This window comes from Actinomycetospora soli (assembly GCF_021026295.1).
Taxonomy (GTDB): Bacteria; Actinomycetota; Actinomycetes; order Mycobacteriales; family Pseudonocardiaceae; genus Actinomycetospora; species Actinomycetospora soli.
The window spans coordinates 384,184-408,975 of the sequence record NZ_JAJNDA010000005.1 but is presented as its reverse complement, the minus strand read 5'-3'; the positions used below and the strand labels follow the sequence as shown (position 1 = coordinate 408,975).

The window sequence follows — 24,792 nt, the reverse complement described above, 5'->3', positions numbered from 1 at the left end:
GCCAGCTGTACTTCCTGCTCGGCGGACTGCTCTCCCGACTGGTCTACCTGCAGTACGGCCTCGGGGTCATCCTCGCCTTCATCGGCGTCAAACTCGTCCTCGAGGCCCTGCACACCAACACGCTGCCGTTCGTCAACGCCGGCCGTCCGGTGCCGGTGCCGCTGATCGGGATCGAGCTCTCGCTGGGTGTGATCATCGGCGTCCTGGCCGTCACCACCGTCGCCAGCCTCCTGCGCACCCGCGGGCGGTCGACCGCGGCGGAGGAGGAGCGCGAGACGGTGCCGTCGGGGCGCTGAGCCCCTCCACGAGCGGCCCTGCCCGTCCGGCGAGTGCGGCGATGTGCACCACCGGTGACGCACACCGCCGCACTCGGCCGAGCGGCACCGGTCCCGCGCCGACCGTCTCCGCGAGTGCCCCGTCGGGCTGGTTTCCGGGCTCGGCTGGATGCGTCACGTGCCACTCGCGGGCCGGCGCCGGCGCGCAGGGCGGCCCCACCTCAGGGCGTCGCGGCCAGCAACCCCCGCACCCGGGCGCGCTCCGCGTCCAGGAACGCTCCGAAGGCCGGGCCGGACAGCGGGGCGTCGGTCCAGCCGTTGCGCGCGACGGCGGCCCGCCACGCCGCGGTCGAGCGCACCCCCTCGGCGAGCGTGACGAGCCGGTCGAGGTCGGCGGGGGCGAGGTCGGGCGGGGCGAGCAGCCCGCGCCAGTTCTCGAAGACGACGTCGACACCGGCCTCGCGCAGCGTCGGCGCGTCCACCCGCGGCGAGCGGGCCGCGGACGAGACGGCGAGGGTGCGCACGGTGCCGAGGTCGACCTGCGGGGCCGTCTCCCCGAGCCCGGTCACCGCGGCCGCCACGTCGCCGCGCAGGACCGCCGGCAGCAGCGCGTCGCCCGGCAGCGCCGCGTACCGGACGGCCGCGGCCGGGATGCCGGCGGCGGCGGCGAGCTGGGTGGTCACCAGCCAGTCGGGCCCGCCACGGGCGGAGATCCCACCGACGACGACGCGGGACGGGTCGGCCCGCCAGGCCGCCACGAGGTCGGACAGCGTCCGGTAGGGGGACCCGGCCGGGACGGCGACGAGCTCCGGCTCGGTGATCAGCCGGGCGACCGGCGTCGCGCGCAGCCCACCCGGCCCACCCCCGTCGTCGGGAACGGCCCCGAGCAGGCCGAGCCCCATGACCATCAGCAGGTCCGGGCGTGCGCGCTCCGCCGCGAGGCGCGCGAGGGCCGCCCGGCCACCGTCACCCGGCACGACGACGACCGCGGGACCGGGCTCGCCCTCCTGCTCGGCGAGGGCGGCGGCGACGGTGCGGGCGGTGAGGTCGTAGCCGCCGCCGACCTCGGTGGGGACGAGCAGGCGCAGGTCGCCGGTGCCGGTGCCGCAGCCCGCGAGGAGCGCCACCAGCACGGCGAGGACCAGGCCCGCTCGTCGCACGACGATCACTGTCCCATCCGCCGCGCGTGAATCTCGCGGGCCGAGGCGCCAGACTGCAGGGCGTGACCGATCCGCCCGCGACCCGCCGGTGGTCGCGGATCGGCCGGCGCACCCTCGCCGGGCAGGCGCTCGCCCTGCAGCTCGGGGTGGTCGCCCTCGTGCTCGTCGCGGTGGCCGCCGTGAGCGTCACGCAGTCGCTCGCCGCGTTCACGCGCACCGAGAGCCGGCGGGTGCTCGCGGTCGCCGAGGACGTCGCCGTCGACGGGGTGGTGCGCCAGGCGCTGGCGGCGCCGACGGTCTCGCCCCGCAACCCGGTCACGGCCGTGGCCGACGGCGCGCGGGCCGTGTCGGGCACCACGGCGGTGGTCGTCGCCGACGCGGACCTCGTCGTGGTCACCGCCACCGACCTGGCCCTCGTGGGCACCACGCTGCCCACCGCCGACGCCGACGGCGGGGACCCGAGCCGGGTCGCGGAGGGACGCAGCTGGACCGGCTACCTCCGGCTGACCCCGGACGGACCGCTCGCCGTCGCCGCGCAGGTGCCGGTCCTCGCCGCCGACGGCCGCCGCCTCGGGGCGGTCGCGGTGACGAGCAACCTGCCGGACGTCCTCACCCGGCTGGCCGCGTCGGCGCCGGACCTGCTCACCTACCTCGGGCTGGCGACCGCGCTCGGCGTCGTCGGGTCGTTGCTGCTGGCCCGGCGGGTGAAGCGGCAGACGCTCGGGTTGGAACCGCGCGAGATCACCGCCCTGGTGCAGCAGCGCGAGGCCATGCTGCTCGGGATCCGCGAGGGGGTGCTCGGCGTCGACGCGGACGGGCGGGTGGTGCTGGTCAACGACACCGCGCGGCGGCTCCTGGGCCTCCCGGAGCGCGCGGTCGGGCGCACCCTCGCGGAGCTCGGCCTCGACCCGGAGGTCCGGGCCGTGCTGACCGGTCCCGACCGGGCGGAGGACGCCGTGATCCCGCGCGCCGACGCGGTCGTCGTCGCGAACCGGCGGCCCTTCCTCGTCGACGGGACGGTGCGGGGATGGGTGACCACCCTGCGCGACCGCACCGAGCTCGCCGCCCTGCAGCGCGAGCTCGGCACCACCCGCGGCACCACCGAGACGCTGCGCGCGCAGGCGCACGAGTTCTCCAACCGGCTCCACACGATCTCCGGGCTGATCGAGATCGGGGAGTACGACGAGGTCGTGCGCTACGTCGGGACGCTGCAGGGCTCCGCGGAGGACGACGCGGCCGTGACCGGTCGGGTGGGGGACCCCTCGCTCGCGGCCCTGCTCGTCGCGAAGGCCCGCCTGGCCCGGGAGCGCGGTGTCGTCCTCGAGGTGACCGGGTCGCTCGGGCGGGTGTCGGACGACCTGTCGGCCGACCTCGTCACGGTCGTCGGCAACCTCGTCGACAACGCGCTCGACGTGCTGAGCGGCGGCACGGTCACGGTCGACCTCGCCGATCCCGACGGCGACGTCCACGTCGCGGTCCGCGACACCGGGCCCGGGGTCAGCACCGAGCCGCCGGACGCGGTGTTCGGCCGCGGCGTGTCGACCAAGGGCGACGGGCGCGGCATCGGGCTGGCGCTGGTCCGGGCGGTGTGCGTGCGCCGCGGGGGCGAGGTCGCGGTCGCGTCGCGGCCGGGGGAGGGTGCGGTGTTCACGGCACGACTGCCGAGGGAGAGGACAGCGGATGACCGGCGGGTCGGCGTCGGGCGGTGACGGCACCGAGGCCCTGCGCGTCCTGGTCGTCGACGACGACTTCATGGTCGCGAAGGTCCACGGCGGCTTCGTCGCGCGCACCCCGGGGTTCAGCCCGGTCGGGGTGGCGCACACGGGGGCGGAGGCCCTGACCCGGGCGGTCGAGCTGCGCCCCGACCTCGTGCTGCTCGACCTCTACCTGCCCGACCGCGGCGGCCTCGACGTCCTCGCCGACCTGCGGGCCGCGCTGCCGGAGGTCGACGTCCTCATGGTGACGGCGGCCCGCGACGCCGAGACGGTGCGGGCCGCGGTCCGGGGCGGGGTCGTGCACTACCTGATCAAGCCGTTCGGCTTCGAGGACCTGCGCGACCGGCTCCTGCAGTACGCCGCCGGGCGGCGGGCGCTGCCGGCCGAGCAGGAGGCCGACCAGTCGGCGGTCGACCGGCTCTTCGGCGGCGGCCCGCCGTCCGCCCCTGCCGCGCCGACCCCCGGGACGCGGACGGGCCCCCGGGCGTCGTTGCCCAAGGGCCTGTCGGGGGAGACCGCCGACCTCGTCGCGGCCGCGCTCCGCGGCGCCGACGGCGACCTGTCGGCGGCGGAGACCGCGGAGCGGGTCGGGATCTCGCGGGTGAGCGCCCGGCGCTACCTGGAGTACTTCACCGACGCCGGGCGGGCCGAGGTGCGGCTGCGCTACGGCACCGCCGGCCGACCCGAGCGCCGGTACCGCGCGCTCTGAGCCGCATCAGGCCAGGAACGGGATCGCCCCGACCAGCACGCCGACCACGAGCATCGCCAGCGACGCGAGGCCCGCCATCCACAGCGCCTTGCGGTGGTGGTCGCCGAGGTCGACCTTCGCGAGCGCGACCAGCAGCAGGATCGCCGGCACCAGCGGGCTCTGCATGTGCACCGGCTGCCCGACGATGGAGGCGCGGGCCATCTCGGCGGGGGAGATGCCGTAGTTCGCGGCCGTCTCGGCGAGGACCGGCAGCACGCCGAAGTAGAAGGCGTCGTTGGACATCAGGAACGTCAGCGGCATCGAGACGAGCGCGGTGACCACGCCCATGAACGGCCCGAACGAGGCGGGGATGACCGAGACCATCCACCGCGCCATCGCGTCGACCATGCCGGTGCCGTCGAGGACGCCGATGAGCACCGCGGCCGCGAGGACCATCGAGACGACCGCGACGACCGAGCTCGCGTGCGCCTTCAGCTCGGCGGCCTGCTCGTCGACCGTCCGGAAGTTCACGACGAGCGCGATCCCGCAGCCGATCATGAAGAGCACGGCGATCGGCAGCACGTCGAGGATCAGCAGCCCGAGCATGGCGACGGTCAGACCGGCGTTGAACCAGTACAGCCGCGGCCGCAGGGTGGGACGGTCCGGGTCCAGGGCGCCCTCGAGGCCGCCCCCGGTCGAGCCGGTCGAGCCCGTCGAGCCCGTCGGGTCGGTCCCCCCGGTGCCCACCGCGGGCGCGCCCGACGGCGGGGTGAGGACCGCCGTCGAGGTGCCGGTCCCGCCGGCGACCCGCTCCGCGCCGACCGACGCACGCACCTCGGCGAAGGCGTCCGCGCCCAGACGCGTGCGCTCCCGGCGGCCCAGCACGTACGCGAGCACGAGGACCGTCGCGATGCCGCCCAGCAGCGACGGGATCATCGGCACGAAGACCTCGGACGGCGAGAGCTTCAGGGCACTCGCCGCGCGGGCGGTCGGGCCGCCCCACGGCACGATGTTCATGACTCCGTTCGCGACGCCGGCCACCGCGGTCAGCACCACGGGCGAGAGCCCGAGCCGCCGGTACACCGGGAGCATCGCGGCCACCGTGATGATGAACGTGGTGGACCCGTCCCCGTCGAGCGAGACGACGGCGGCCAGCACCGCGGTGCCGACGACGACCTTCGCCGGGTCGTCGCCCACCACCCGCAGGATGCCGCGCACGATCGGGTCGAAGAGCCCGACGTCGATCATGGTCCCGAAGTAGATGATCGCGAACATGAGCAGGGCGGCCGTCGGCGCGAGGTCCTTCACCGAGTCGATGACCATGTCCCCGAGGCCGAGCCCGGCGCCCGCGAAGAGCCCGAAGATCGTCGGCACCAGCACGAGGGCGACGACCGGGGTGAGCTTCTTCGTCATGATCAAGGTCATGAAGACCCCGATCATGGCGAAGCCGAGGATGACGAGCACGGGGTTCCTCCTGGGGATCGACGGCGATCGCTCCGGCGTGACGGCGACCACCGTGCGGTCCGACCGACCGTGAGGTCGACGTTGGGAAAGCGAACCGCGTAGTGGTCGTAGTGGTCACGGGCGCGACCGTTCTGGTCACGCCCGCGATCGACGAGGCTCGACCCCGTGCGACGCGTCCCCCCGTGGTTCCTGGGCCTGCTGGTCTGTGTGCTCGCCACGCAGACCGCGCTCAACCTGGCGCGTCCGCTGGTCTCCTACCGGGCGATCGGGCTCGGCGCCGACGCCACGGCGGTCGGGATCGTCACCGCCGCCTACGCGCTGCTGCCGATCGTGGTGGCGGTCCCGCTGGGCCGGGCGACCGACCGGCTCGGACGCTCGGCGGAGGTGCTGCTGCTCGGCGTGCTCCTGCTCGGGGCGGCACCGCTGCTGCTCGCGGGCGCGGACGCGCTGTGGTCGGTGGGGCTCGCCTCGACCGCGCTCGGCTTCGGCCACCTCGCCTTCATGATCGCCGCGCAGGGCCTCGTCGCGGCCCGCAGCCCGTCCGGCGACCTCGACCGCGCCTTCGGCGTGTTCACCGCCGTCACCTCCGCGGGCCAGCTCGTCGGCCCGCTGCTCGCCGGCGCCCTGCTCGGCGACGCGAGCGGGGCCGCCCTGCTCCCCGCGAGCCGCACGGCGCTGCTCGTGGCGGGGGCCTGCGTGCTCCCGGCGCTGCCGGTCGCGGTCGTCATGGCCTGGCGTCGGCTCCGGCGCGCGATCCCCGTTCCCGACGGCGCTCCGGGGCCGGACGGCGGGCGCGCGGGCATCCCCGCACTCCTGCGCCGCCCGGGGATGCGGCCGGGCCTGCTGGTCAGCCTCGCGCTGCTCGCGACCGTCGACCTCGTCACCGCCTACCTGCCCCTGCTCGCCGAGGAGCGGGGGATCGCGCCGTCGGTGGTCGGTGTGCTGCTCGGGGCACGGGCCGGCGCCTCCCTGGCGTCCCGGTTGCTCCTGGGCCGCCTCGCGGCGCGGTGGGCGCGCTCCACGCTGGTCGTCGCGAGCGCGGCCGGGTCGGCGGTGTCGCTCGTCGTCGCCGCCTGGCCCGGCGCGGGCGTGCCGGTGATGGCGGTCGCCCTGCCGCTGTGCGGGTTCTTCCTCGGCATCGGCCAGCCGCTGACGATGACGCTGACCGTGCGCTCCGCCCCGCCGTCCGCCCGGTCGACCGCGCTCGCCCTGCGCCTGCTCGCCCACCGCGTCGGACAGGTGGCGGTGCCGGCCGGGGCGGGCCTGGTGGCCGGGGCGGCCGGCGCGGCGGGGGCGCTGTGGCTGGCGGGTGGCCTGCTGGCCGGGTCGGCCCTCGCGGCCGCCGACGCCACCCGGCGCGGCGCCTTCGACGACGGGTGAGCCGACGGGGTACTCCGGCGGCATGGACCTCGACCAGGCGCGCACCTACCTGCGCGAGCACCACCACGCCGTGCTCGCCACCACCCGCTCCGACGGCGCACCGCAGCTCTCACCCGTCGTCGTCGGGATCGACGCCGAGGGCGCCGCCGTGATCAGCACCCGCGAGACGGCGATGAAGGCGAAGAACCTGCGGCGGACCCCGCGCGCGTGGGTCTGCGTGTTCCCGGACGGCTTCTTCGGGGAGTGGGCGCAGGTCGAGGGCGACGTCGAGATCGTCGACCTGCCCGCGGCCCACGAGCCGCTGCGGGCGCTCTACCGGCAGGTCACCGGGGGTGAGCACGACGACTGGGACGAGTTCGACGAGGCCATGCGCTCCGAGCGGCGGGTGGCGGTGCGGATCCACCTCGACCGGGCGGGGCCGAGCGTGAGCGGCTAGATAGCCTGGGTGTCTCCCACCCGACGCGACCAGGAGATTCACCGCAGATGATGCGCACGCACCCCGCCGGCACGCTGCGCGCCGAGCACGTCGGCGCCACCGTCACCCTCGCCGGATGGGTGGCCCGCCGCCGGGATCACGGCGGCGTGGTGTTCATCGACCTGCGCGACGCCTCGGGGGTCGTCCAGGTCGTGTTCCGCTCCGGCGAGGTCGCCGAGGCCAGCCACCGGCTGCGCGCGGAGTACTGCGTGCAGGTCGTCGGCGCCGTGGAGGCGCGCCCGGCGGGCAGCGAGAACGCCGACCTGGCCACCGGCGCGGTCGAGATCAGCGCGACCGAGCTGACCGTGCTCTCCGAGTCGGCCCCGCTGCCGTTCCAGATGGACGAGACGCCGGGCGAGGACGTGCGGCTGCGCTACCGCTACCTGGACCTGCGCCGCGAGGGCCCGGCCCACGCGATCCGGATGCGGTCGCGCGCCAACAAGATCGCCCGCGACGTCCTCTCCGACCGCGACTTCGTCGAGGTCGAGACCCCCACGCTCACACGGTCGACACCCGAGGGCGCGCGCGACTTCCTCGTCCCGGCCCGCCTGCGCCCGGGCAGCTGGTACGCGCTGCCGCAGTCGCCGCAGCTGTTCAAGCAGCTGCTGCAGGTCGGCGGCCTGGAGCGGTACTTCCAGATCGCCCGCTGCTACCGCGACGAGGACTTCCGCGCCGACCGGCAGCCGGAGTTCACCCAGCTCGACATCGAGGCGAGCTTCGTCGACCAGGACGACGTCATCGCGCTGGGCGAGGCCATCATCGGCGCCCTGTGGTCGGAGCTGGCCGGGTACGCGCTCCCGTCGCCCGTGCCGCGCATGACCTACGCCGACGCGATGGCGCGCTACGGCTCGGACAAGCCGGACCTGCGCTTCGGCATCGAGCTCACCGAGCTCACCGAGTACTTCGCCGAGACGCCGTTCCGGGTGTTCCGGGCGCCCTACGTCGGCGCGATCGTCATGCCCGGCGGCGCCTCGCAGGCCCGCCGCACGTTCGACGGCTGGCAGGAGTGGGCCAAGCAGCGCGGCGCCCGCGGTCTGGCCTACGTGCTCGTCGGCGACGACGGCGAGGTCGGCATGGGCGGGCCCGTCGCGAAGAACCTGTCGGACGCCGAGCGCGAGGGCCTGGCCAAGGCGGTCGGCGCGAACCCGGGCGACTGCATCTTCTTCGCCGCTGGACCGCGCTCGTCGTCGCGGGCGCTGCTCGGCGCCGCGCGCGGCGAGATCGCCCGGCGCCAGGAGCTGATCGAGCCGGGCTCGTGGTCGTTCGTGTGGATCGTCGACGCCCCGCTGTTCGAGGCCGCGGACGAGGCGACGGCGGCCGGCGACGTGGCCGTCGGCTCGGGCCAGTGGACCGCGGTGCACCACGCCTTCACCTCGCCGACCCCGGAGTGGATCGACCGGTTCGAGGAGGACCCGGCCCACGCGCTGGCCTACGCCTACGACCTCGTCTGCAACGGCAACGAGATCGGCGGCGGGTCCATCCGTATCCACCGGCAGGACGTCCAGGAGCGGGTGTTCGCGCTCATGGGCCTCTCGGCGGAGGAGCAGCGGGAGAAGTTCGGCTTCCTGCTCGACGCGTTCTCCTTCGGACCGCCCCCGCACGGCGGGATCGCGTTCGGCTGGGACCGGATCTGCGCGCTGCTCGCCGGCGTCGACTCGATCCGCGACGTCATCGCGTTCCCCAAGACCGGCGGCGGCTACGACCCGCTCACGGCCGCCCCGGCGCCCATCACGGCGCTGCAGCGCAAGGAGGCGGGGGTGGACGCGAAGCCCGCTCCCGCGAACCCGGTGAAGCCGCAGGAGCGCCCGGTGGACGACCCGGGGGAGACCCCCGGGGACCAGCCTTCCTGACGGCGGGTCGGGCCCCGTCCAGCCGTTCGGTTGCGCGCCGTCGCTCTCACAATCGGTGACGCCGCGCAACCGAATCGTGGTCCTCGGTACACGGTCGTGCATCGATTCCGATGGGTCCGAGTTCGGGTTACTCGCGAGTAGTAGACGTCGCGGACGGTAGGCTCCATCGTCTGATGACCCCGCTGACGGCCGATGACTCAGACACCCCCTCCGTCCTCGACGCCACCGCCGGGCGCCCTGACCGTTCGGTCGAGCGCACCGTCGAGCTGGCCGAGGAGCTCCTCACCCGCCGCGCCGGCGCGCGGGTACGGCTCGCGGATGCGCAGGATCTGGGCGGCAGCACCCGCTCGTGCGTGGTGCGGGTGCGGGTCGCGCAGAACCCGTTCTCGCTCCCGCGCTCCCTCGTCGTGAAGCACTACCTCGGCGAGGCCGCGGCGTCGCCGCGGACCTCGGCGACGGAGCGTGTCGACCCGTTCCCGTACGAGGCCGCGAGCTGCCAGCTGTTCACGGCCATGCCGGCCGACGACCGCGCGACCCCCACCCTCTACGCCAACGACCCGCAGCGGCGACTGCTCGTGCTCGAGGACCTCGGGCGCGGGTCGACGCTGGCCGACAAGCTGCACGGCGACGACCCGAAGTCCGCCGAGCGCGCCCTGCTCGGCGCCACCCGGGCCCTCGGGCGGCTCCAGGCCGCCACGGCCGCCCGCGAGGGCGACTTCGGCGCGCTGCTGCGCCGCTCCGGGGTGAAGCACTGGCGCGACCCGCTGGCCGACGACGCCCGGTCCGCGCTCGCCGAGATCCCCGACCTGCTCGCCGGCCGCCTGCGCGTGGAGGCGGCACCCGCGGCGGTCCAGCACGCCCGCGCGGCCGCGGGCCTGCTCGGCGGCACCCGCTACCGCGCCTTCAGTCCCTCCGAGGTGTCCCCGGAGAACTGCCTGCTCACCGGCGCCGGGGCACGGTTCCTCGACTTCGAGTGGGGCTGCTTCCGCGACGTCGCCTTCACCGCCTCGTCGGTGCGGCTGCCGTTCCCCGGCTGGGCCGCGCCCTACGCGCTGCCGACCGGGATGGCGGAGGCGATGACCGCGTCCTGGCAGTCCGAGGTCGCCGGGGTGTGGCCCGAGCTGGCCGACCCCGCCGTCGCCGGACCCCGCCACCTCGCCGCGACGACCCTGTGGGTCTGGGTGTGCACGCGGTCGCTGCTGCCGACGGTCGTGGGCGACGACCGGGCACCCGAGCAGGTCGTCGTCGGGCGGCCGCCGGAGCGCGCGGCCGCCGTGCTCTCCGGCTACTGGCAGCGCCTGGCCACCGACGCCGCCCGCCAGGACGAGCCCGCCGTGGTCGACCTGGCCGAGGCCGTCGTCGGCGCGCTCGCCCCGTTCGGCGGGAGTCGTCCGTTGCCGTCGTTCCCGGCGTTCGCGGGACGCTGAGGAGCGCCCTCCGCCCGCCCCGACCCGGCCTCAGGCGATGAAGCGGGCGATCCGCTCGAGGGCCTGCTCGAGCTGGGGGAGGGCGGTGGCGTAGGAGCAGCGCACGTGCCCCTCGCCGGAGGGGCCGAACACGGTGCCCGGCACCACCGCGACCTTCTCCTGCGTGAGCAGCCCCTCCGCGAACTGCTCGGACGACATGCCGGTCGAGGCGATCGACGGGAACACGTAGAACGCGCCGCCGGGCACCGGGCAGGTCAGGCCGAGCTCCTCGAGCCCCTTGGAGAACAGGCGGCGACGGCGGTCGTAGTCGGCCACCATCTCGTCGACGTCGTCCTGGGCGGTCCGCATCGCCTCGAGCGCCGCGATCTGCGACATGTGCGGGGCGCACAGCATCGTGTACTGGTGGATGCGGTGCATGAGCTGCGCGAGCGGCTCCGGGGCGCAGACGTAGCCGACGCGCCACCCGGTCATCGCGTAGGACTTCGAGAACCCGCCGAGCGTGACCGTCCGCTCCGGGGCCGCCGCGGCCGCCGGCGTGTGGATGCCGTGGTAGGTCAGCCGGTCGTAGATCTCGTCGGAGAGCAGCCAGAGGTCGTGCTCGCGCGCCAGCGCCGCGAGCGCCTCGAGGTCGGCCGCGCTCTGCGCGCTGCCGGTCGGGTTCGACGGCGAGCCGAACAGGATCGCCTTGGTGTTCTCCGTGATCGCGGCGCCGATGATCGCGGGGTCGAGCCGGTAGGCGTCGCCCGGGTCGAGCGCGACCGGCACGGGGACGCCGCCCGCGAACGCCACGCACGGCTGGTACGCGACGTAGCAGGGCTCCGGGACGATCACCTCGTCGCCGGGGTTGAGCAGGGCGCGCAGCGTGAGGTCGAGCCCCTCGGACACGCCGCTGGTGATCAGGCACTCGTCGGCGGCGCGGTAGCGGACCCCGTAGCGGTCGGCGAGGTCGTCGACGACGGCCTCGCGCAGCTCGAGCAGCCCGCTGTTGCTGGTGTACGTCGTCGCGCCGTGCTCGAGGGCGTGGATCGCGGCCTCGCGGGCGCTCCACGGCGTCGGGAAGTCGGGCTCGCCGACGCCGAGCGAGATGACGCCCTGCATCGACTGCGCGAGGTCGAAGAACTTGCGGATGCCCGACGGCGGGATGGCCGAGACCGTGCGGGAGAACGGCTTGCCGGGCGCGCTCACGGCGTCACCGACAGACGCTGGTCGGGCTCGGGATCGGTGAGCAGCTGGCCGTCGTCCTTGTAGCGGCGCAGCAGGAAGTGGGTGCTGGTCGCCGTGACGCGGTCGATCCCGGAGAGCTTCTGCGCCACGAAGTCGGCGACCTCCTTCATCGACGCGCCCTCGACCTCGACCCGCAGGTCCTGCGCCCCGCTCACCAGGTGCACCGCCCGGATCTCGCGGAACCGGGCGATGCGCTCGGCGACGTCGTCGAACCCGCGGCCCCGCTCGGGCGCGACCGTGACGTCGACGAACGCCGTGACGCGCTGGTCGCCGTAGCGGTCCCAGTCGATCACCGCCTTGTAGCGCCGGATCACGCCGGACGCCTCCCACGCGGCGATGTGCTCGCGCACCGTCGCCTCGTCGATCCCGGTCAGCGTCGCGATGCGCTCAGCGCTCGCGTGCGCGTCGGACTCCAGCACGGTGAGGATCTCCCGCATGGTCACCGACCCTAGTGGGGCCACCCGATCATGCGGGCCTGGCGGTTCCGGGGGAGTGGCAGGCACCCCACCTCTCGTGGCAGGAAAGCGTCGTTGCTGTCGTCGGACGCCAGGAACGCCACTTCGTCGGGTCGTGCAGGGCTCCCCGGAGCCGAGCCGCCGATGTCCGTGGCACGACGGTCCCGTGGGGGCGCTCGTGCCACTGACTCCGCATCCCGGACACTGCCGTGGGCCGGGGTGTCGGGGGTGGGCAGTAGCGTCGGCCGGGTGAGCGAGGAGGGGCTGTTCGACGTGGCGCCGCCGGAGCCCGAGCGGCCCGCCGTCGAGGACCTGCGGCCCGTGACGCGGGGAGTGGTCGAGGACCGGCCCATGCCGGCCGGCAACGACGTCCGCCCGCCGCTCGCGGTGCGGATGCGGCCCGCGTCGCTGGACGAGGTCGTCGGCCAGGACCACCTGCTCGCCCCGGGCGCCCCGCTCCGGCGGCTGGTCGAAGGTGCCGCGCCGGCGTCGGTGCTGCTCCACGGCCCGCCCGGCACCGGCAAGACGACCCTCGCGCGGCTGATCTCCCAGGCCACGGGCCGGGCGTTCGAGGCGCTGTCCGCGCTGTCGGCGGGCGTGAAGGAGGTCCGCGGGGTCATCGAGGTGGCCCGGCGCCGGCTCGCCGCCTCCGACCCCCGGCGCACCGTCCTGTTCATCGACGAGATCCACCGGTTCAGCCGCACGCAGCAGGACGCGCTGCTCGGGGCGGTGGAGGACCGGGTCGTGCTGCTCGTCGGCGCCACCACGGAGAACCCCAGCTTCTCCGTGGTCGCCCCGCTGCTCTCGCGGTCCCTCGTCCTGGGCCTGCACGCGCTGGGGGACGACGCCGTCGCGACGCTGCTCGACCGCGCCGTCGCCGACGACCGCGGGCTGGCCGGCACGGTCACCCTCACCGACGAGGCCCGGGCCCACCTGGTCCGGCTCGCCGCCGGCGACGGCCGCCGCTCGCTCACCGCCCTCGAGGCGGCGGCCGACGCGGTGGGCGACGGCGGGACGATCGACCTGGCCGTGGTCGAGCAGGTCGTCGACGAGGTCGCGGTGCGCTACGACCGGGCCGGCGACCAGCACTACGACGTCATCTCGGCGTTCATCAAGTCCATCCGCGGCTCCGACCCGGACGCGGCCCTGCACTACCTCGCCCGCATGATCGTCGCGGGCGAGGATCCGCGGTTCATCGCGCGCCGGCTCGTGGTGCACGCCAGCGAGGACGTCGGGCTCGCCGACCCGACCGCCCTGCAGGCCGCGACCGCCGCCGCGCAGGCCGTGCAGCTGATCGGTCTTCCGGAGTGCCGCATCGCGCTGGCGCAGGCGACGATCCACCTCGCGACCGCTCCCAAGTCCAACGCCGTGATCACCGCGATCGACGCCGCCATGTCCGACGTGCGCTCCGGCGCCGCCGGACCGGTGCCGCCGCACCTGCGCGACGGGCACTACGCGGGCGCCCAGAAGCTCGGCAACGCGGTCGGCTACCGCTACCCGCACGACGAGCGCTCGGCCGTCGTCACCCAGCAGTACCCGCCCGACGAACTCGTGGGCCGAGACTACTACGCGCCGTCCGGACGGGGCGAGGAGCGGGCGATCGGCGAGCGCCTGGCCCGGCTCCGCGAGGTGATCCGCGGCCGGTAGGCGTCGGCCTCCGCCCGGGCCCGGCGTTGCCGGACGCGCACGGCAGGACGGCGTTCCGTCCGCGCGGAAACCCGTCGCGGCCGACGACGGGCCCCCGGCACCCTCGGGGCCCATGAGACGCACCGTCCTGGTCACCGGCGCGAGCCGTCGCCGCGGCATCGGTCAGGCGATCGTCCGCCGCCTGCACGACGACGGGTGCCGGGTCGCGGCCCACGCCTGGTCGCCCTACGACGCCGCCGAGCCGTGGGGCGGCGACGACGAGCCGCCGCTCACCGACCTGCCCGACGTCCCGGTGCTCGAGGCCGACCTCGCCGACCCCGCCGCCCCGGACCGGCTCGTCGACGAGGCCACGGCGCGCCTCGGGACGCTCGACGCGCTCGTCGTGAACCACGCCCGCTCGCAGCTCGGGTCGTTGGGCGGGCTGGACGCCGACACCCTCGACGCGACCTGGGCCGTCAACGTCCGCGCGACGCTGCTCCTGGTGCAGGCCTTCGCCCGGCGGTGCCCCGACGGCGCCCGGGTCGTCCTCTTCACCTCCGGCGCGCACCGCGGACCGATGCCGACCGAGATCCCCTATGCGACCACGAAGGGTGCGCTCGCCGCGATCACGGCCACGCTCGCCGACGCGCTCGCCGAGCGGTCGGTCACGGTGAACACCGTGAACCCCGGCCCCACCGACACCGGGTGGGCCGATGAGGCGACCACGGCCGCCGTCGGGAAGCACCTGCCCCGCGGGCGGTGGAACTCCGCGGCGGAGGCCGCCGACGTGGTGTCGCTCCTGCTCGACGAACGGTCGGCGACGATCACCGGCCAGGTCGTCGACGCGGAGGGCGGCTTCCGTCGGTACACGCCGTAGCCACGGAGCGCGCCGATCATGGGCTACCGGTAGCCTTCCGCCACCGTCCGGCCCGCGGGCCGGAACCGGACACACGACCACCAGCGATAGGGGAATGACCGTGTCGGTCGGGCAGATCGCGGCCATCATCGCCGCGGTGGCGTTCGTGATCCTGGTGCTGCTGCTGGCCGTTCCCTTGATCAAGCTGGGTCGCACGCTCGACGAGGCGACCATCGCGATCCGCAAGGCGCACGAGGGGTCGGCCCCGCTGCTGGACGACGCCCAGGTCACGCTGACCACGGTGAACACCCAGCTGGAGCGCGTGGACGGCGTCACGGCCAGCGCCCAGGCGGTCGCCGCGAACACACGGGCGCTGAGCTCGCTGTTCACCGCGACCCTCGGCGGGCCGCTGGTGAAGGCGGCCGCCCTGTCCTACGGCCTGCGCAAGGCGAGCCAGGCCCGGAAGCTGAAGAACGCACCGCCCTCGAAGCGGTCCACCAGGAGCAAGCGGAGCGCCCGCGCATGAAGCGTCTGTTCTGGGTGGGGGTCGGCGTCGCGATCGGCGTCAGCGCCACCCGCAAGGTCAACCAGGTCACGCAGAAGGCCACGCCGGCCGGGGTCGGCGCGAGTCTCGGCGAGGGGCTGCGCGAGCTCGGCGCGGGTCTCGGTGCCTTCGGCGCCGAGGTGCGCGCCGGCATGAACGAGCGCGAGCAGGAGCTCTACTCGCTCGTCGAGGACACCACCGAGATCCCGGTGCGCCCGCCGCAGCCGTACGTCGACCCGACGCCGAGCGGCCGGCACGCGCGAGCGCCCCGGCGGGGATCCGCCGGGCGCTGACGCGTCCGCCGTCGAGCAGGCCCCGCACCCGAGCCACCCACCACCGCGGGTGGCACCCGTCGCTGCCCGTCGGGCACGCGGAATGATGGGTGCTGCCCGCCCCACCGACGAGCAGGACTGACGTGCAGACCCACGAGATCCGCCGACGTTTCCTCGCGCACTTCGAGAACGCCGGCCACACCCCCGTCCCCAGCGCCTCGCTGATCCTGGACGACCCCACCCTGCTGTTCGTCAACGCGGGGATGGTGCAGTTCAAGCCGTACTTCCTCGGCGAGGCCCCGCCGCCCTACCGCACGGCGACCTCGATCCAGAAGTGCGTACGCACCGGCGACATCGAGAACGTCGGGGTGACCACCCGCCACAACACGTTCTTCCAGATGGCGGGCAACTTCTCCTTCGGCGACTACTTCAAGGAAGGCGCGATCCGGCACGCCTGGGCGCTCGTCACGGGCTCCCAGGACGACGGCGGGTACGGCTTCGACCCGGAGCGCATCTGGGTCACCGTCTACGAGAACGACGACGAGGCCGAGCGGATCTGGCACGAGGTCGTCGGCCTGCCGTCCGAGCGCATCCAGCGCCGCGACGGCCGGGACAACTACTGGGACATGGGCATCCCCGGCCCCGGTGGCCCGTGCTCGGAGATCTACTACGACCGCGGCCCCGAGTTCGGGATCGAGGGCGGCCCCGTCGCCGACGAGGACCGCTACCTCGAGATCTGGAACCTCGTCTTCATGCAGGACGTCCGGGGCGAGCAGAGCCCCAAGTACGGGGCGTCCCCGATCGGCGAGCTGCCCCAGAAGAACATCGACACCGGCCTCGGCGTCGAGCGCGTCGCGTTCCTGCTGCAGGGCGTCGACAACGTCTACGAGACCGACCTCGTCCGGCCCGTGATCGACCGGGTGCAGGAGCTCTCGGGGCGATCCTACGACGACGGGTCCGACGAGGACGGCGTCCGCTTCCGCGTGATCGCCGACCACGTGCGCACCGGCACCATGCTCATCGGCGACGGCGTCGTCCCCGGCAACGAGGGCCGCGGCTACGTGCTGCGCCGCCTGCTGCGCCGGGTGATCCGCAACGCCCGCCTGCTCGGCATCACCGAGCCGGTGCTGGTGGACCTCGTCGGGATCGTGCGGGACGCCATGGCGCCGTCGTACCCGGAGCTGGAGACCGGCTTCGAGCGGATCGCGGCCGTCGTGCGCCGGGAGGAGGAGGCCTTCCTCGCCACGCTGGCCACCGGCTCGCGCATCTTCGAGTCGGCCGTGGCCGACACCCGTGCCGCCGGGGCCACGACGCTGCCCGGTGAGTCCGCCTTCGCGCTGCACGACACCTACGGCTTCCCGATCGACCTGACGCTCGAGATGGCCGCCGAGGCTGGCCTCGCCGTCGACGAGGGCGCGTTCCGGCTGCTCATGGACGAGCAACGCGCCCGGGCTAAGGCCGACGCCGCCGCCCGCAAGCACGGCGGGGCCGACGCCAGCGCCTACCGGGAGGTCCTGGAGCGCTCCGGGCTCACCGACTTCCTCGGCTACACCGACCAGCGCGCCGACGCCACCGTCGTCGGCCTCGTCGTGGACGGCGTGGGCGTGCCGGCCGCCGCCGAGGGCGACCAGGTCGAGGTGATGCTCGACCGCACGCCGTTCTACGCCGAGGGCGGTGGGCAGCAGGCCGACACCGGTCGGCTGTTCGGCGAGGGATTCACCGTCGAGGTCACCGACGTCCAGACCCCGGTGCCGGGCCTGAGCGTGCACCGCGGCCGCGTCATCCACGGCGAGATCACCCGCGACGCCGCCGTGTCCGCCCAGATCGACATGGAGCGGCGGGCCGCGATCTCCCGGTCGCACACCGCCACCCACCTGGTCCACGCGGGCATGCGCAAGGCCCTCGGCGACTCCGCCGCCCAGGCGGGTTCGCTGAACGCCCCGGGCCGGCTGCGGTTCGACTTCACCTCGCCCGAGGGCGCCGTGCCGACGTCGGTGCTGGCCGACGTCGAGGACGAGGTCAACACGGTGCTGCTCGGCGACGACGAGGTCCGGGCCTTCGTCACGAGCATGGACGAGGCCCGCAAGCTCGGCGCCGTCGCGCTGTTCGGCGAGAAGTACGGCGACGCCGTGCGGATCGTCGAGGTCGGCGACTACTCCCGCGAGCTCTGCGGCGGCACGCACGTCGGCCGCGCGGGCCAGCTCGGCCTGGTGAAGCTGATGGGGGAGGGCTCGGTCGGCTCCGGGGTGCGCCGCGTGGAGGCCCTGGTCGGCATCGACGCGTTCCGGTTCCTCGCCCGCGAGCACGTGCTGGTCAACCAGCTCGCCGAGCAGTTCCGCGCCCAGCCCGAGGAGCTGCCGGAGCGCATCTCCGGCGTCGTCGACCGGCTGCGCGCGGCGGAGAAGGAGCTGGAGTCGATCCGCGCCAAGGAGGTCCTCTCCTCGGCCGGGGCGCTCGCCGACGGTGCCGACGACGTCGCGGGCACGGCCCTCGTGGCCGCCCGGACGCCGGACGGGGTCGGCGGGAACGACCTGCGCACCCTCGCCTCCGACGTCCGCGGGCGCCTCGGCGACCGGCCCGGCGTCGTCGCGCTGTTCGCGCCCGACGGCGACAAGCTCTCCTTCGTCGTGGCGACGACGGCCGCGGCCCGCGACCGCGGTCTCGCCGCGGGCGACCTGGTCAAGGCGTTCGCGCCCGCCGTCGGCGGCCGGGGCGGCGGGAAGGCCGATCTCGCGCAGGGCGGCGGCTCGCCCTCCGGCGGACCGGCCGGGATGGACGCGGGGATCGGGGCCGCGATCGACGCGCTGCGGGCGCAGGTGGCGGCGACCGGGGCGACCGGGGCGAGCGGAGCGACGGGACGAGGGACGGGCCGCTGACGGTGGCCGGTCGTGTGCTGGGGGTCGACGTCGGCGCGGTCCGCGTCGGCGTCGCCCTCTCCGATCCCGCCGGAGTGCTCGCGACGCCGCTCGTTACCCTCGATCGGGACGAGACGACGTGGTCCGACCTGGACCAGCTCACCGATCTCGTCGCGGAGCACGAGGTGGTGGAGGTGGTCGTGGGCCTGCCGCGCACCCTGGCCGGGCGTGAGGGCCCGGCCGCCGAGGCGGCCCTGGGGTACGCCGACGACCTCCGCGAGGTGTTCGACGAACGCGGGGTGTCGGGGGTACCGGTGACCATGGCCGACGAACGGCTCTCCACCGTGACGGCGGGGCGCATGCTCTCCGATCGCGGGGTGAAGGGGCGGGCCCAGCGGCGGGTGATCGACCAGGCCGCGGCCGTGGCGATCCTGCAGACCTGGCTCGACGCCCGGCGCGGGACGGCCCCGTGAGTCGGGAGCCCGGACGTCCGCGGCTGGTCCCGATGTCGTCCTCGGCCGGGGCCGAGCACCGTGAGGGGGCCACCGGCGGCGACGGCGAGGTGCGGATGCCGCGGCGCAGCCGCGGGCTGCGCCGCCCCGGGGAGCCGCCCGCCGACGGCCACCCCACCCGCCGTCGGGAATGGGAGGCGCCGACCACGGCCCTCACCGCACCGGAGCAGGACGACGACGGCGACGCGGTGACCGACACCCTGCGCCGCGGGCACGGCCCCGAGGTGCCCTCGCGGGTCGCGCTCCCGCACGCGACGGAGCGATCCCGCCGCCACGACGGCCACCGCGACCAGCGCACGCACCCCGTTCCGGCGTCGCCGGCCCGCGCGGCGTGGGCCCCGGCCGGGCCGGCCGGGCCGACCGCGCCCACCGCCGCCGACGACGGCCGCCGGGGTTCGACCGGCGACCTCGACGTGCTCGGGGGCCTCGTCCCCGGTACGCCGGAGCGCGCGCCGCAGGAGCGCCCGGCCCGGCGCCGCCTCGTCTGGCCGGCCGTGGCCGCGGTCCTCGTCCTCGCCCTGGCGGGCGGGGCGTTCTTCGCGCGCGACCTGTGGGGCGTCGTGTTCCCGCCGGACTTCGACGGGCCGGGCTCCGGTCACGTCGTCGTGCAGGTGGCCGACGGCGACTCCACCCGCAACATCGGGGCATCGCTCGTGACGGCGGGGGTGGTCGCGTCGGCGCGCGGCTTCGGCCAGGCCGCCGAGGACGACCCGCGCGGGCGCGGCATCCAGCCCGGCTTCTACGACATGGCGCGGCAGATGTCGGCCGCCGGGGCCGTGACCCGGATGCTCGACCCGGCGTCGCGCCTGGGCCGGCTCGAGGTGCGCGGCGGTACCCAGCTCGACGACACGGCCGGCGTCGGCAACGCCCGCGTCCCGGGCGTGCTGAGCCTGATCTCCGAGGCGACCTGCGCGGTCGACGAGGCCGGGACGCGGCGGTGCGTGTCGGTGGACGACCTGCGACGCACCATGGCCGACACCGACCCGGCGCAGCTCGGCGTGCCGGACTGGGCGCTGGAGGGGGCCCGCCGCGCCCCGCCCGAACGGCGCCTCGAGGGCCTCGTCGCGCCCGGGACCTACGACGTGCGGCCCGGCTCCGACGCCGTGTCTGCGCTGACCACCGTCGTGCGGACGTCGGCGGAGACGCTGGAGTCGGCCGGGCTGGTGACGAAGGCGGCCGCCAACGACGTGACGCCCTACCAGGCGCTGATCGTCGGCTCGATCGCCGAGCGCGAGGGCATCGAGTCGGACTTCCGCCGCATCACCCGCGTCGTCTACAACCGCCTGCCGATCCCGATGCGGCTGCAGATGGACTCGACCATCAACTACCCGCTGGACCGGCAGACGCTGCTGACCACGCCGGTCGACCGCGCGGCCCCCGGCCCGTACAACACCTACCTCAACTTCGGGCTGCCGCCCACGCCGATCGGGGCGGTGTCCACCCCGGCGCTGACCGCGGCGCTGAACCCCGAGGTCGGTGCCTGGGTGTACTTCGTGAAGTGCGAGAAGGACGGCGCGTCCTGCTTCGCGGTGACCCCCGAGGAGCACGACGCCAACCGCCGGCTCGCGCAGGCCCGCGGGGTCTACTGATGGCCGGACCCCGGCGGGCCGCGGTCCTCGGGTCGCCGGTGGCCCACTCGCTCTCGCCGGTGCTGCACGGCGCGGCGTACGCGGCGCTCGGCCTGCACGGGTGGACCTACGAGCGCCGCGAGTGCACCGCCGAGGAGCTGCCCGGGCTGGTCGGCGGGCTCGACGCGGCGTGGGTCGGGCTGTCGGTGACGATGCCGGGCAAGAAGGCCGCGCTGGCGTTCGCGACGACCGCGTCCACCCGCGCCCGGCGGCTCGGCGTGGCGAACACGCTCGTCCGCACCGACGGGGGCTGGTCGGCGGACTGCACCGACGTCGACGGGATCGCCGGGGCGCTGCGGGCCGCCGGGATCGTCGAGCCCGCCTCCCCGGCCGCCGGGGGGCACGACGTGGTGGTGCTCGGGGCCGGCGCCACGGCCTCGGCGGCGGTCGGGGCGCTGTCCGGGATCGGGACCGAGGACGTCCAGCTCGTGGTCCGTGACCCCGCCCGCGCGGTCGGGACGGCCGCCGTCGTCGACGCCTACGGCCTGCGCGGGCTGGTGGGCACCTTCGACCGCCTGGGCGAGGTCGACCTGTCCCGCGCGCGGGCCCTCGTGAACACGACGCCCGCGGGCGCGGTCGACGCCGCCACGGCCGACCGGCTGGTCGCCGGTCTCCCGGGTCACGCGGTCGTCCTCGACGCCGTCTACCACCCGTGGCCGACGCCGCTGGCCGCGGCGGCCGGGCGCCGGGGGCTCGCCGTCGCGACGGGGCTGGACATGCTGCTCCACCAGGCGTTCGGTCAGGTCGAGCAGTTCACGGGGTGCAGCGCACCCCGCCGGGAGATGCACCGGGAACTGGTCCGGGCGACCGGCTTCGACGTCCGTCCGGTGTAGCGCGCCGTCCCCAGCGGCACGCCCGGGGCGGCCTGTCCCCAGGCCGGGCCGCGCTGCATGACGGCAGCACGGTCATCGGCGCAGGCTCGGTCGCGTGGCGATGTGGTCGGACGTGGTGCTGGGGGTGCTGGTGCCCCTCGGAGCGGGGGCGGTGGTCGGGGCGGGCGTCCGCCGCGGCCTCGCGTCGCTGCGGCGCGGGGTGGCGGTGGCCCGGGGCTGGTGCGAGGTGGGGGTCGGATCCGCGTGGGCGGCGGTCGCGACGGCGGGGGTGGTCGGCCTGGTCGCGCCCGCAAGGCTCCCGGTGCTGCTCGTGGTGTCGGTCGTGGCCGTGGCGGGCTGCGCGACCGACCTGACGGCGGGCCGGCTGCCCGACGTCCTCACGCTGCCCGCGATCCCGGTGGGCTGGGCCGCGCTCGTGCCGCTCGGCGGGGCGGCCGTGCTCGCCGGGGTGGCCGGGACCCTCGTGCTCGGCGGCCTCCACGCCCTGGTCGCCGTCCTCGCCCCGGGTGCGGTCGGCGGCGGCGACGTGAAGCTCGCGGCCGCCCTCGGGGCGCCGCTCGCGGCGGTCGGGTGGTGGGCCGTCGCCCTCGTGCCGGTGGCCGCCGCGGTGCTCCTGGCCGCGGCCGCGGTGCCGCGGGCCCGGGCGGCGCTGCCGCTCGGGCCACCCCTGCTCGGGGTGAGCTGGGTCGTCCTTCTGGCCGCGGGCTGAGGAGGGGACGGAGGACGTGGAACGATGGCGCGCGTGTTGCGGTGGTTGACGGCAGGTGAGTCGCACGGTCCGGCCCTGATGGCGGTGCTCGAGGGCATGGTCGCGGGGGTGTCGGTGTCGTCGAAGGAGATCTCGGCGGAGCTGGCGCGTCGCCGACTGGGCTACGGGCGCGGCGCGCGGATGAGCTTCGAGGCCGACGAGCTGGAGATCCTGGGCGGGGTCCGGCACGGGCTGACCCAGGGCGGCCCGGTGGCGCTGCGCATCGGCAACACCGAGTGGCCGAAGTGGGAGACGGTGATGGCCGCCGACCCGGTCGACCCGGAGCTGCTCGAGGGCCGCGCCCGCAACGCCCCGCTGACCCGGCCCCGGCCCGGGCACGCGGACCTGGCGGGGATGACCAAGTACGGGTTCGACGAGTCGCGCCCGGTGCTCGAGCGCGCGTCGGCGCGGGAGACCGCGGCCAAGGTCGCGCTCGGCGCGGTGGCCAAGGCGTTCCTGGCGCAGGCGCTCGGCGTCGAGGTGCTCTCGCACGTCATCTCCCTCGGCACCGCGGACGCCACGCCCGACACGATCCCGATGCCCGGCGACGGCGAGCGGATCGACGCCTCCCCGACGCGGGCGGTCGACGAGGCCTCCACCGCGCGGATGGTGGCCGAGGTCGACGCCGCGAAGGAGGAGGGCGACACCCTCGGCGGCGTGGTCGAGGTCGTGGCGCACGGGCTCCCGGTCGGGCTCGGTTCCTACGTGCAGGCCGACCGTCGGCTCGACGCCCGGCTGGCCGGGGCGCTGATGGGCATCCAGGCCATGAAGGGCGTCGAGATCGGCGACGGGTTCACCACCGCCCGCCGCCGCGGGTCGGCCGCCCACGACGAGATCGACGCCGGCGACACGGGCGGCATCGACCGTGCCTCGAACCGGGCCGGTGGCATCGAGGGCGGCATGACCAACGGGGAGCCGCTGCGCGCCCGGGTCGCGATGAAGCCGATCTCGACGGTCCCGCGCGCGCTGCGCACGGTGGACCTCGCCACCGGCGAGGCCGCCACCGCGCACCACCAGCGCTCCGACGTGTGCGCAGTGCCCGCGGCCGGGGTCGTCGCCGAGGCGCTGGTGGCGCTGGTGCTCGCCGACGCGGCCCTGGAGAAGTTCGGCGGGGACTCGCTCGCCGAGACCGCCCGCAACGCCGCCGCCTACCGGGCGACGATCGACCCGCTGCGGGTCGTGGACCGATGAGCCCGGTCGTGGTGCTCGTCGGGCCGCCGGGGGCGGGGAAGTCCACGGTGGGCCGGCTGCTCGCCGGACGGTGGGGCGTGCCGTTCGCCGACACCGACACCCTCGTCGAGCAGAAGGCCGGCCGGACGATCGCCGACATCTTCACCACCGACGGCGAGCCGGCGTTCCGCGCCCTGGAGCGCGAGACCGTCGCCGAGGCGCTGACCACCCACGACGGGGTGCTGGCCCTGGGCGGGGGAGCCGTGCTGGCCGAGGAGACCCGGCAGGCGCTGGTCGGGCACCCGGTGGTGCTGCTCTCGGTCGGGCTCGCCGCCGGGGTTCGGCGCACCGGGCTGTCGACCGCCCGCCCGCTGCTCGCCGGGGTGAACCCGCGGGCCACGTTCGCGGCCCTGCTCGCGGAGCGGCTCCCCGTGTACCGCGGGGTGGCCACCCACGAGCTCGCCACGGACGCCCTGGACCCCGAGGCGGTCGCCGAGCACATCCACACGCTCGTCGGGTCGGAGGTGGCGGGCCGTGGGTGAGACCGTGCACGTCGCCTCCGGGAGCCCGTACGACGTGACCATCGGCCGGGGTGTCACCGGGACGGTGGCCGCGGCCGTCGCCGAGGGCGGCCCGCTGGCGGGCGCCACGAAGGTCGCCGTGCTGCACCAGCCCGCCGTCACGGCGGTCGCCACCGACGTGGCCGACGGGCTCGCGGCCGCCGGGGTCGAGGTGCACCGCGTCGGGCTGCCCGACTCCGAGGACGGCAAGGACCTGGCGACGGCGGGCCGGTGCTGGGAGGAGCTCGGCCGGATCGGGCTGACCCGCTCGGACGCCGTGGTGGCGGTCGGCGGCGGCGCGGCGACCGACCTCGCGGGGTTCGTCGCGGCCGGCTGGATGCGCGGCGTGCGGGTGGTGCACGTCCCCACCACGCTGCTCGCGATGGTCGACGCCGCGGTCGGCGGCAAGACCGGCATCAACACCGCGGCCGGGAAGAACCTGGTCGGGGCCTTCCACGAGCCCGCCGCCGTGGTCGCGGACCTCGACAGCCTGCGGACGGTGGGCGCCGAGGAGATCGCGGCCGGCATGGCCGAGGTGATCAAGACCGGGTTCATCGCCGACCCGCGCATCCTCGAGCTCGTCGAGGCCGACCCGAAGGCGGCGGTGGACCCCGACGGCGACGTCATCGCCGAGCTCGTGACCCGCTCGGTCCGGGTCAAGGCCGAGGTGGTCGCGGCGGACCTCCGGGAGTCGCACCTGCGCGAGATCCTCAACTACGGGCACACCCTCGGGCACGCGGTCGAGCGCCGGGAGCGGTACCGGTGGCGGCACGGTGAGGCGGTCGCCGTCGGGCTGGTGTTCGTCGCCGAGCTCGCGCGCCGCGCCGCGCGGCTCGACGACGCGACCGCGGACCGCCACCGCGACGTCCTCGCCTCCGTCGGCCTGCCGACCCGTTACGACGCCGACGCGCTGCCCGACCTCGTCGAGCACATGAAGGTCGACAAGAAGAGCCGCGGCGCGACGCTGCGGTTCGTCGTCCTCGACGGCCTCGCCCGGCCCGGGCGGCTGGAGGGCCCGTCGCCCGACGAGCTCGCCGCCGCGTACGGGGCCCTGGCGGGCTGAGGAGGGCTGAGG

Annotated in this window: 23 protein-coding genes; 19 read left to right on the top strand and 4 right to left on the bottom strand. The window is 75.6% G+C overall.

From position 1 onward, the window contains the following. Window positions 1-296: TerC family protein (locus LN037_RS11110; RefSeq protein ID WP_504755646.1), on the top strand; the 296-nt coding region annotated here is incomplete at its 5' end. A 200-nt stretch (window positions 297-496) separates the two neighbouring features. On the opposite strand, the gene LN037_RS11105 is transcribed toward LN037_RS11110, so the two are convergent. After that, window positions 497-1,435, bottom strand: coding sequence for a tripartite tricarboxylate transporter substrate-binding protein (locus LN037_RS11105; protein WP_230751998.1), 939 nt, complete (start codon window positions 1,433-1,435; stop codon window positions 497-499). A gap of 62 nt (window positions 1,436-1,497) precedes the next feature. On the opposite strand from LN037_RS11105, the gene LN037_RS11100 reads away from it, so the two are divergent. Together LN037_RS11100 and LN037_RS11095 are read left to right on the top strand one after the other, a co-directional pair. Then, complete coding sequence (locus LN037_RS11100; protein ID WP_230751996.1) at window positions 1,498-3,144, top strand: sensor histidine kinase; 1,647 nt, start codon at window positions 1,498-1,500, stop codon at window positions 3,142-3,144. Continuing rightward, window positions 3,116-3,859: a response regulator gene (locus LN037_RS11095; RefSeq protein ID WP_230751988.1), complete on the top strand. Its 744-nt coding sequence runs from the start codon at window positions 3,116-3,118 to the stop codon at window positions 3,857-3,859. The genes LN037_RS11100 and LN037_RS11095 overlap by 29 nt, the downstream gene beginning before the upstream one ends. A gap of 6 nt (window positions 3,860-3,865) precedes the next feature. Here LN037_RS11095 and LN037_RS11090 read toward each other — a convergent pair whose 3' ends face one another. After that, window positions 3,866-5,302, bottom strand: a complete 1,437-nt coding sequence (locus LN037_RS11090) for a CitMHS family transporter (RefSeq protein ID WP_230751979.1) — start codon at window positions 5,300-5,302, stop codon at window positions 3,866-3,868. 165 nt (window positions 5,303-5,467) lie between these two features. Here LN037_RS11090 and LN037_RS11085 point away from each other — a divergent pair, with 165 nt between their 5' ends. From LN037_RS11085 to LN037_RS11070, 4 genes are all read left to right on the top strand, one after another. Further along, window positions 5,468-6,682, top strand: coding sequence for an MFS transporter (locus LN037_RS11085; protein WP_230751978.1), 1,215 nt, complete (start codon window positions 5,468-5,470; stop codon window positions 6,680-6,682). Between the two features lie 22 nt (window positions 6,683-6,704). Next, window positions 6,705-7,118 (top strand): PPOX class F420-dependent oxidoreductase, encoded by a 414-nt coding sequence (locus tag LN037_RS11080; RefSeq protein ID WP_230751977.1) that lies wholly within the window; start codon window positions 6,705-6,707, stop codon window positions 7,116-7,118. 47 nt (window positions 7,119-7,165) lie between these two features. Next, on the top strand, window positions 7,166-9,007 hold the full coding sequence (aspS, locus tag LN037_RS11075; protein ID WP_230751976.1) for an aspartate--tRNA ligase: 1,842 nt from the start codon (window positions 7,166-7,168) through the stop codon (window positions 9,005-9,007). Between the two features lie 173 nt (window positions 9,008-9,180). Next, a complete protein-coding gene (locus LN037_RS11070) occupies window positions 9,181-10,434 on the top strand; it encodes a hypothetical protein (protein ID WP_230751975.1) in 1,254 nt (417 codons plus the stop codon). Window positions 10,435-10,464: 30 nt separating this feature from the next. Here LN037_RS11070 and LN037_RS11065 read toward each other — a convergent pair whose 3' ends face one another. Continuing rightward, the gene (locus LN037_RS11065) at window positions 10,465-11,619 is read right to left on the bottom strand and encodes an aminotransferase class I/II-fold pyridoxal phosphate-dependent enzyme (RefSeq protein WP_230751974.1); all 1,155 of its coding nucleotides are present in this window, start codon (window positions 11,617-11,619) and stop codon (window positions 10,465-10,467) included. After that, window positions 11,616-12,095, bottom strand: coding sequence for an Lrp/AsnC family transcriptional regulator (locus tag LN037_RS11060; protein ID WP_230751973.1), 480 nt, complete (start codon window positions 12,093-12,095; stop codon window positions 11,616-11,618). The genes LN037_RS11065 and LN037_RS11060 overlap by 4 nt, the downstream gene beginning before the upstream one ends. 267 nt (window positions 12,096-12,362) lie before the next feature. Between LN037_RS11060 and LN037_RS11055 the strand changes: the two genes are divergently transcribed. From LN037_RS11055 to aroB, 12 genes are all read left to right on the top strand, one after another. Then, window positions 12,363-13,760, top strand: a complete 1,398-nt coding sequence (locus tag LN037_RS11055; RefSeq protein WP_372460423.1) for a replication-associated recombination protein A — start codon at window positions 12,363-12,365, stop codon at window positions 13,758-13,760. Between the two features lie 112 nt (window positions 13,761-13,872). After that, a complete protein-coding gene (locus LN037_RS11050) occupies window positions 13,873-14,616 on the top strand; it encodes an SDR family oxidoreductase (protein ID WP_230751972.1) in 744 nt (247 codons plus the stop codon). Between the two features lie 100 nt (window positions 14,617-14,716). Continuing rightward, window positions 14,717-15,121, top strand: coding sequence for a DUF948 domain-containing protein (locus tag LN037_RS11045; RefSeq protein WP_230752201.1), 405 nt, complete (start codon window positions 14,717-14,719; stop codon window positions 15,119-15,121). Further along, complete coding sequence (locus LN037_RS11040; RefSeq protein WP_230751971.1) at window positions 15,118-15,432, top strand: hypothetical protein; 315 nt, start codon at window positions 15,118-15,120, stop codon at window positions 15,430-15,432. Before LN037_RS11045 ends, LN037_RS11040 begins: the two co-directional genes overlap by 4 nt. Window positions 15,433-15,554: 122 nt before the next feature. Next, a complete protein-coding gene (gene alaS / locus LN037_RS11035) occupies window positions 15,555-18,287 on the top strand; it encodes an alanine--tRNA ligase (RefSeq protein WP_230751970.1) in 2,733 nt (910 codons plus the stop codon). Window positions 18,288-18,289: 2 nt separating this feature from the next. Continuing rightward, on the top strand, window positions 18,290-18,739 hold the full coding sequence (gene ruvX / locus LN037_RS11030) for a Holliday junction resolvase RuvX (RefSeq protein WP_230751969.1): 450 nt from the start codon (window positions 18,290-18,292) through the stop codon (window positions 18,737-18,739). Beyond that, on the top strand, window positions 18,736-20,367 hold the full coding sequence (locus tag LN037_RS11025) for an endolytic transglycosylase MltG (protein WP_230751968.1): 1,632 nt from the start codon (window positions 18,736-18,738) through the stop codon (window positions 20,365-20,367). Before ruvX ends, LN037_RS11025 begins: the two co-directional genes overlap by 4 nt. Further along, window positions 20,367-21,239: a shikimate dehydrogenase gene (locus LN037_RS11020; RefSeq protein WP_230751967.1), complete on the top strand. Its 873-nt coding sequence runs from the start codon at window positions 20,367-20,369 to the stop codon at window positions 21,237-21,239. Before LN037_RS11025 ends, LN037_RS11020 begins: the two co-directional genes overlap by 1 nt. A 100-nt stretch (window positions 21,240-21,339) precedes the next feature. Next, window positions 21,340-21,948 (top strand): prepilin peptidase, encoded by a 609-nt coding sequence (locus LN037_RS11015; RefSeq protein ID WP_230752199.1) that lies wholly within the window; start codon window positions 21,340-21,342, stop codon window positions 21,946-21,948. Window positions 21,949-21,972: 24 nt separating this feature from the next. Beyond that, entirely contained in the window at window positions 21,973-23,178 is a 1,206-nt protein-coding gene (gene aroC, locus LN037_RS11010) for a chorismate synthase (protein WP_305058245.1), read from the top strand. Continuing rightward, window positions 23,175-23,699, top strand: a complete 525-nt coding sequence (locus LN037_RS11005; protein ID WP_230751966.1) for a shikimate kinase — start codon at window positions 23,175-23,177, stop codon at window positions 23,697-23,699. Before aroC ends, LN037_RS11005 begins: the two co-directional genes overlap by 4 nt. Continuing rightward, on the top strand, window positions 23,692-24,780 hold the full coding sequence (gene aroB / locus LN037_RS11000; protein WP_230751965.1) for a 3-dehydroquinate synthase: 1,089 nt from the start codon (window positions 23,692-23,694) through the stop codon (window positions 24,778-24,780). Before LN037_RS11005 ends, aroB begins: the two co-directional genes overlap by 8 nt. The last annotated feature ends 12 nt before the right edge of the window (window positions 24,781-24,792 follow it).

What these genes read in the sequence shown, in the direction of transcription:
- LN037_RS11050 (WP_230751972.1), top strand. Translation starts at nt 13,873, where the DNA reads ATGAGACGCACCGTCCTGGTCACCGGCGCGAGCCGTCGCCGCGGCATC.
- LN037_RS11070 (WP_230751975.1), top strand. Translation starts at nt 9,181, where the DNA reads ATGACCCCGCTGACGGCCGATGACTCAGACACCCCCTCCGTCCTCGAC.
- LN037_RS11015 (WP_230752199.1), top strand. Translation starts at nt 21,340, where the DNA reads ATGTGGTCGGACGTGGTGCTGGGGGTGCTGGTGCCCCTCGGAGCGGGG.
- aspS (WP_230751976.1), top strand. Translation starts at nt 7,166, where the DNA reads ATGATGCGCACGCACCCCGCCGGCACGCTGCGCGCCGAGCACGTCGGC.
- LN037_RS11020 (WP_230751967.1), top strand. Translation starts at nt 20,367, where the DNA reads ATGGCCGGACCCCGGCGGGCCGCGGTCCTCGGGTCGCCGGTGGCCCAC.
- LN037_RS11080 (WP_230751977.1), top strand. Translation starts at nt 6,705, where the DNA reads ATGGACCTCGACCAGGCGCGCACCTACCTGCGCGAGCACCACCACGCC.
- LN037_RS11005 (WP_230751966.1), top strand. Translation starts at nt 23,175, where the DNA reads ATGAGCCCGGTCGTGGTGCTCGTCGGGCCGCCGGGGGCGGGGAAGTCC.
- LN037_RS11060 (WP_230751973.1), bottom strand. Translation starts at nt 12,095, where the DNA reads ATGCGGGAGATCCTCACCGTGCTGGAGTCCGACGCGCACGCGAGCGCT.
- LN037_RS11095 (WP_230751988.1), top strand. Translation starts at nt 3,116, where the DNA reads ATGACCGGCGGGTCGGCGTCGGGCGGTGACGGCACCGAGGCCCTGCGC.
- aroC (WP_305058245.1), top strand. Translation starts at nt 21,973, where the DNA reads ATGGCGCGCGTGTTGCGGTGGTTGACGGCAGGTGAGTCGCACGGTCCG.
- LN037_RS11040 (WP_230751971.1), top strand. Translation starts at nt 15,118, where the DNA reads ATGAAGCGTCTGTTCTGGGTGGGGGTCGGCGTCGCGATCGGCGTCAGC.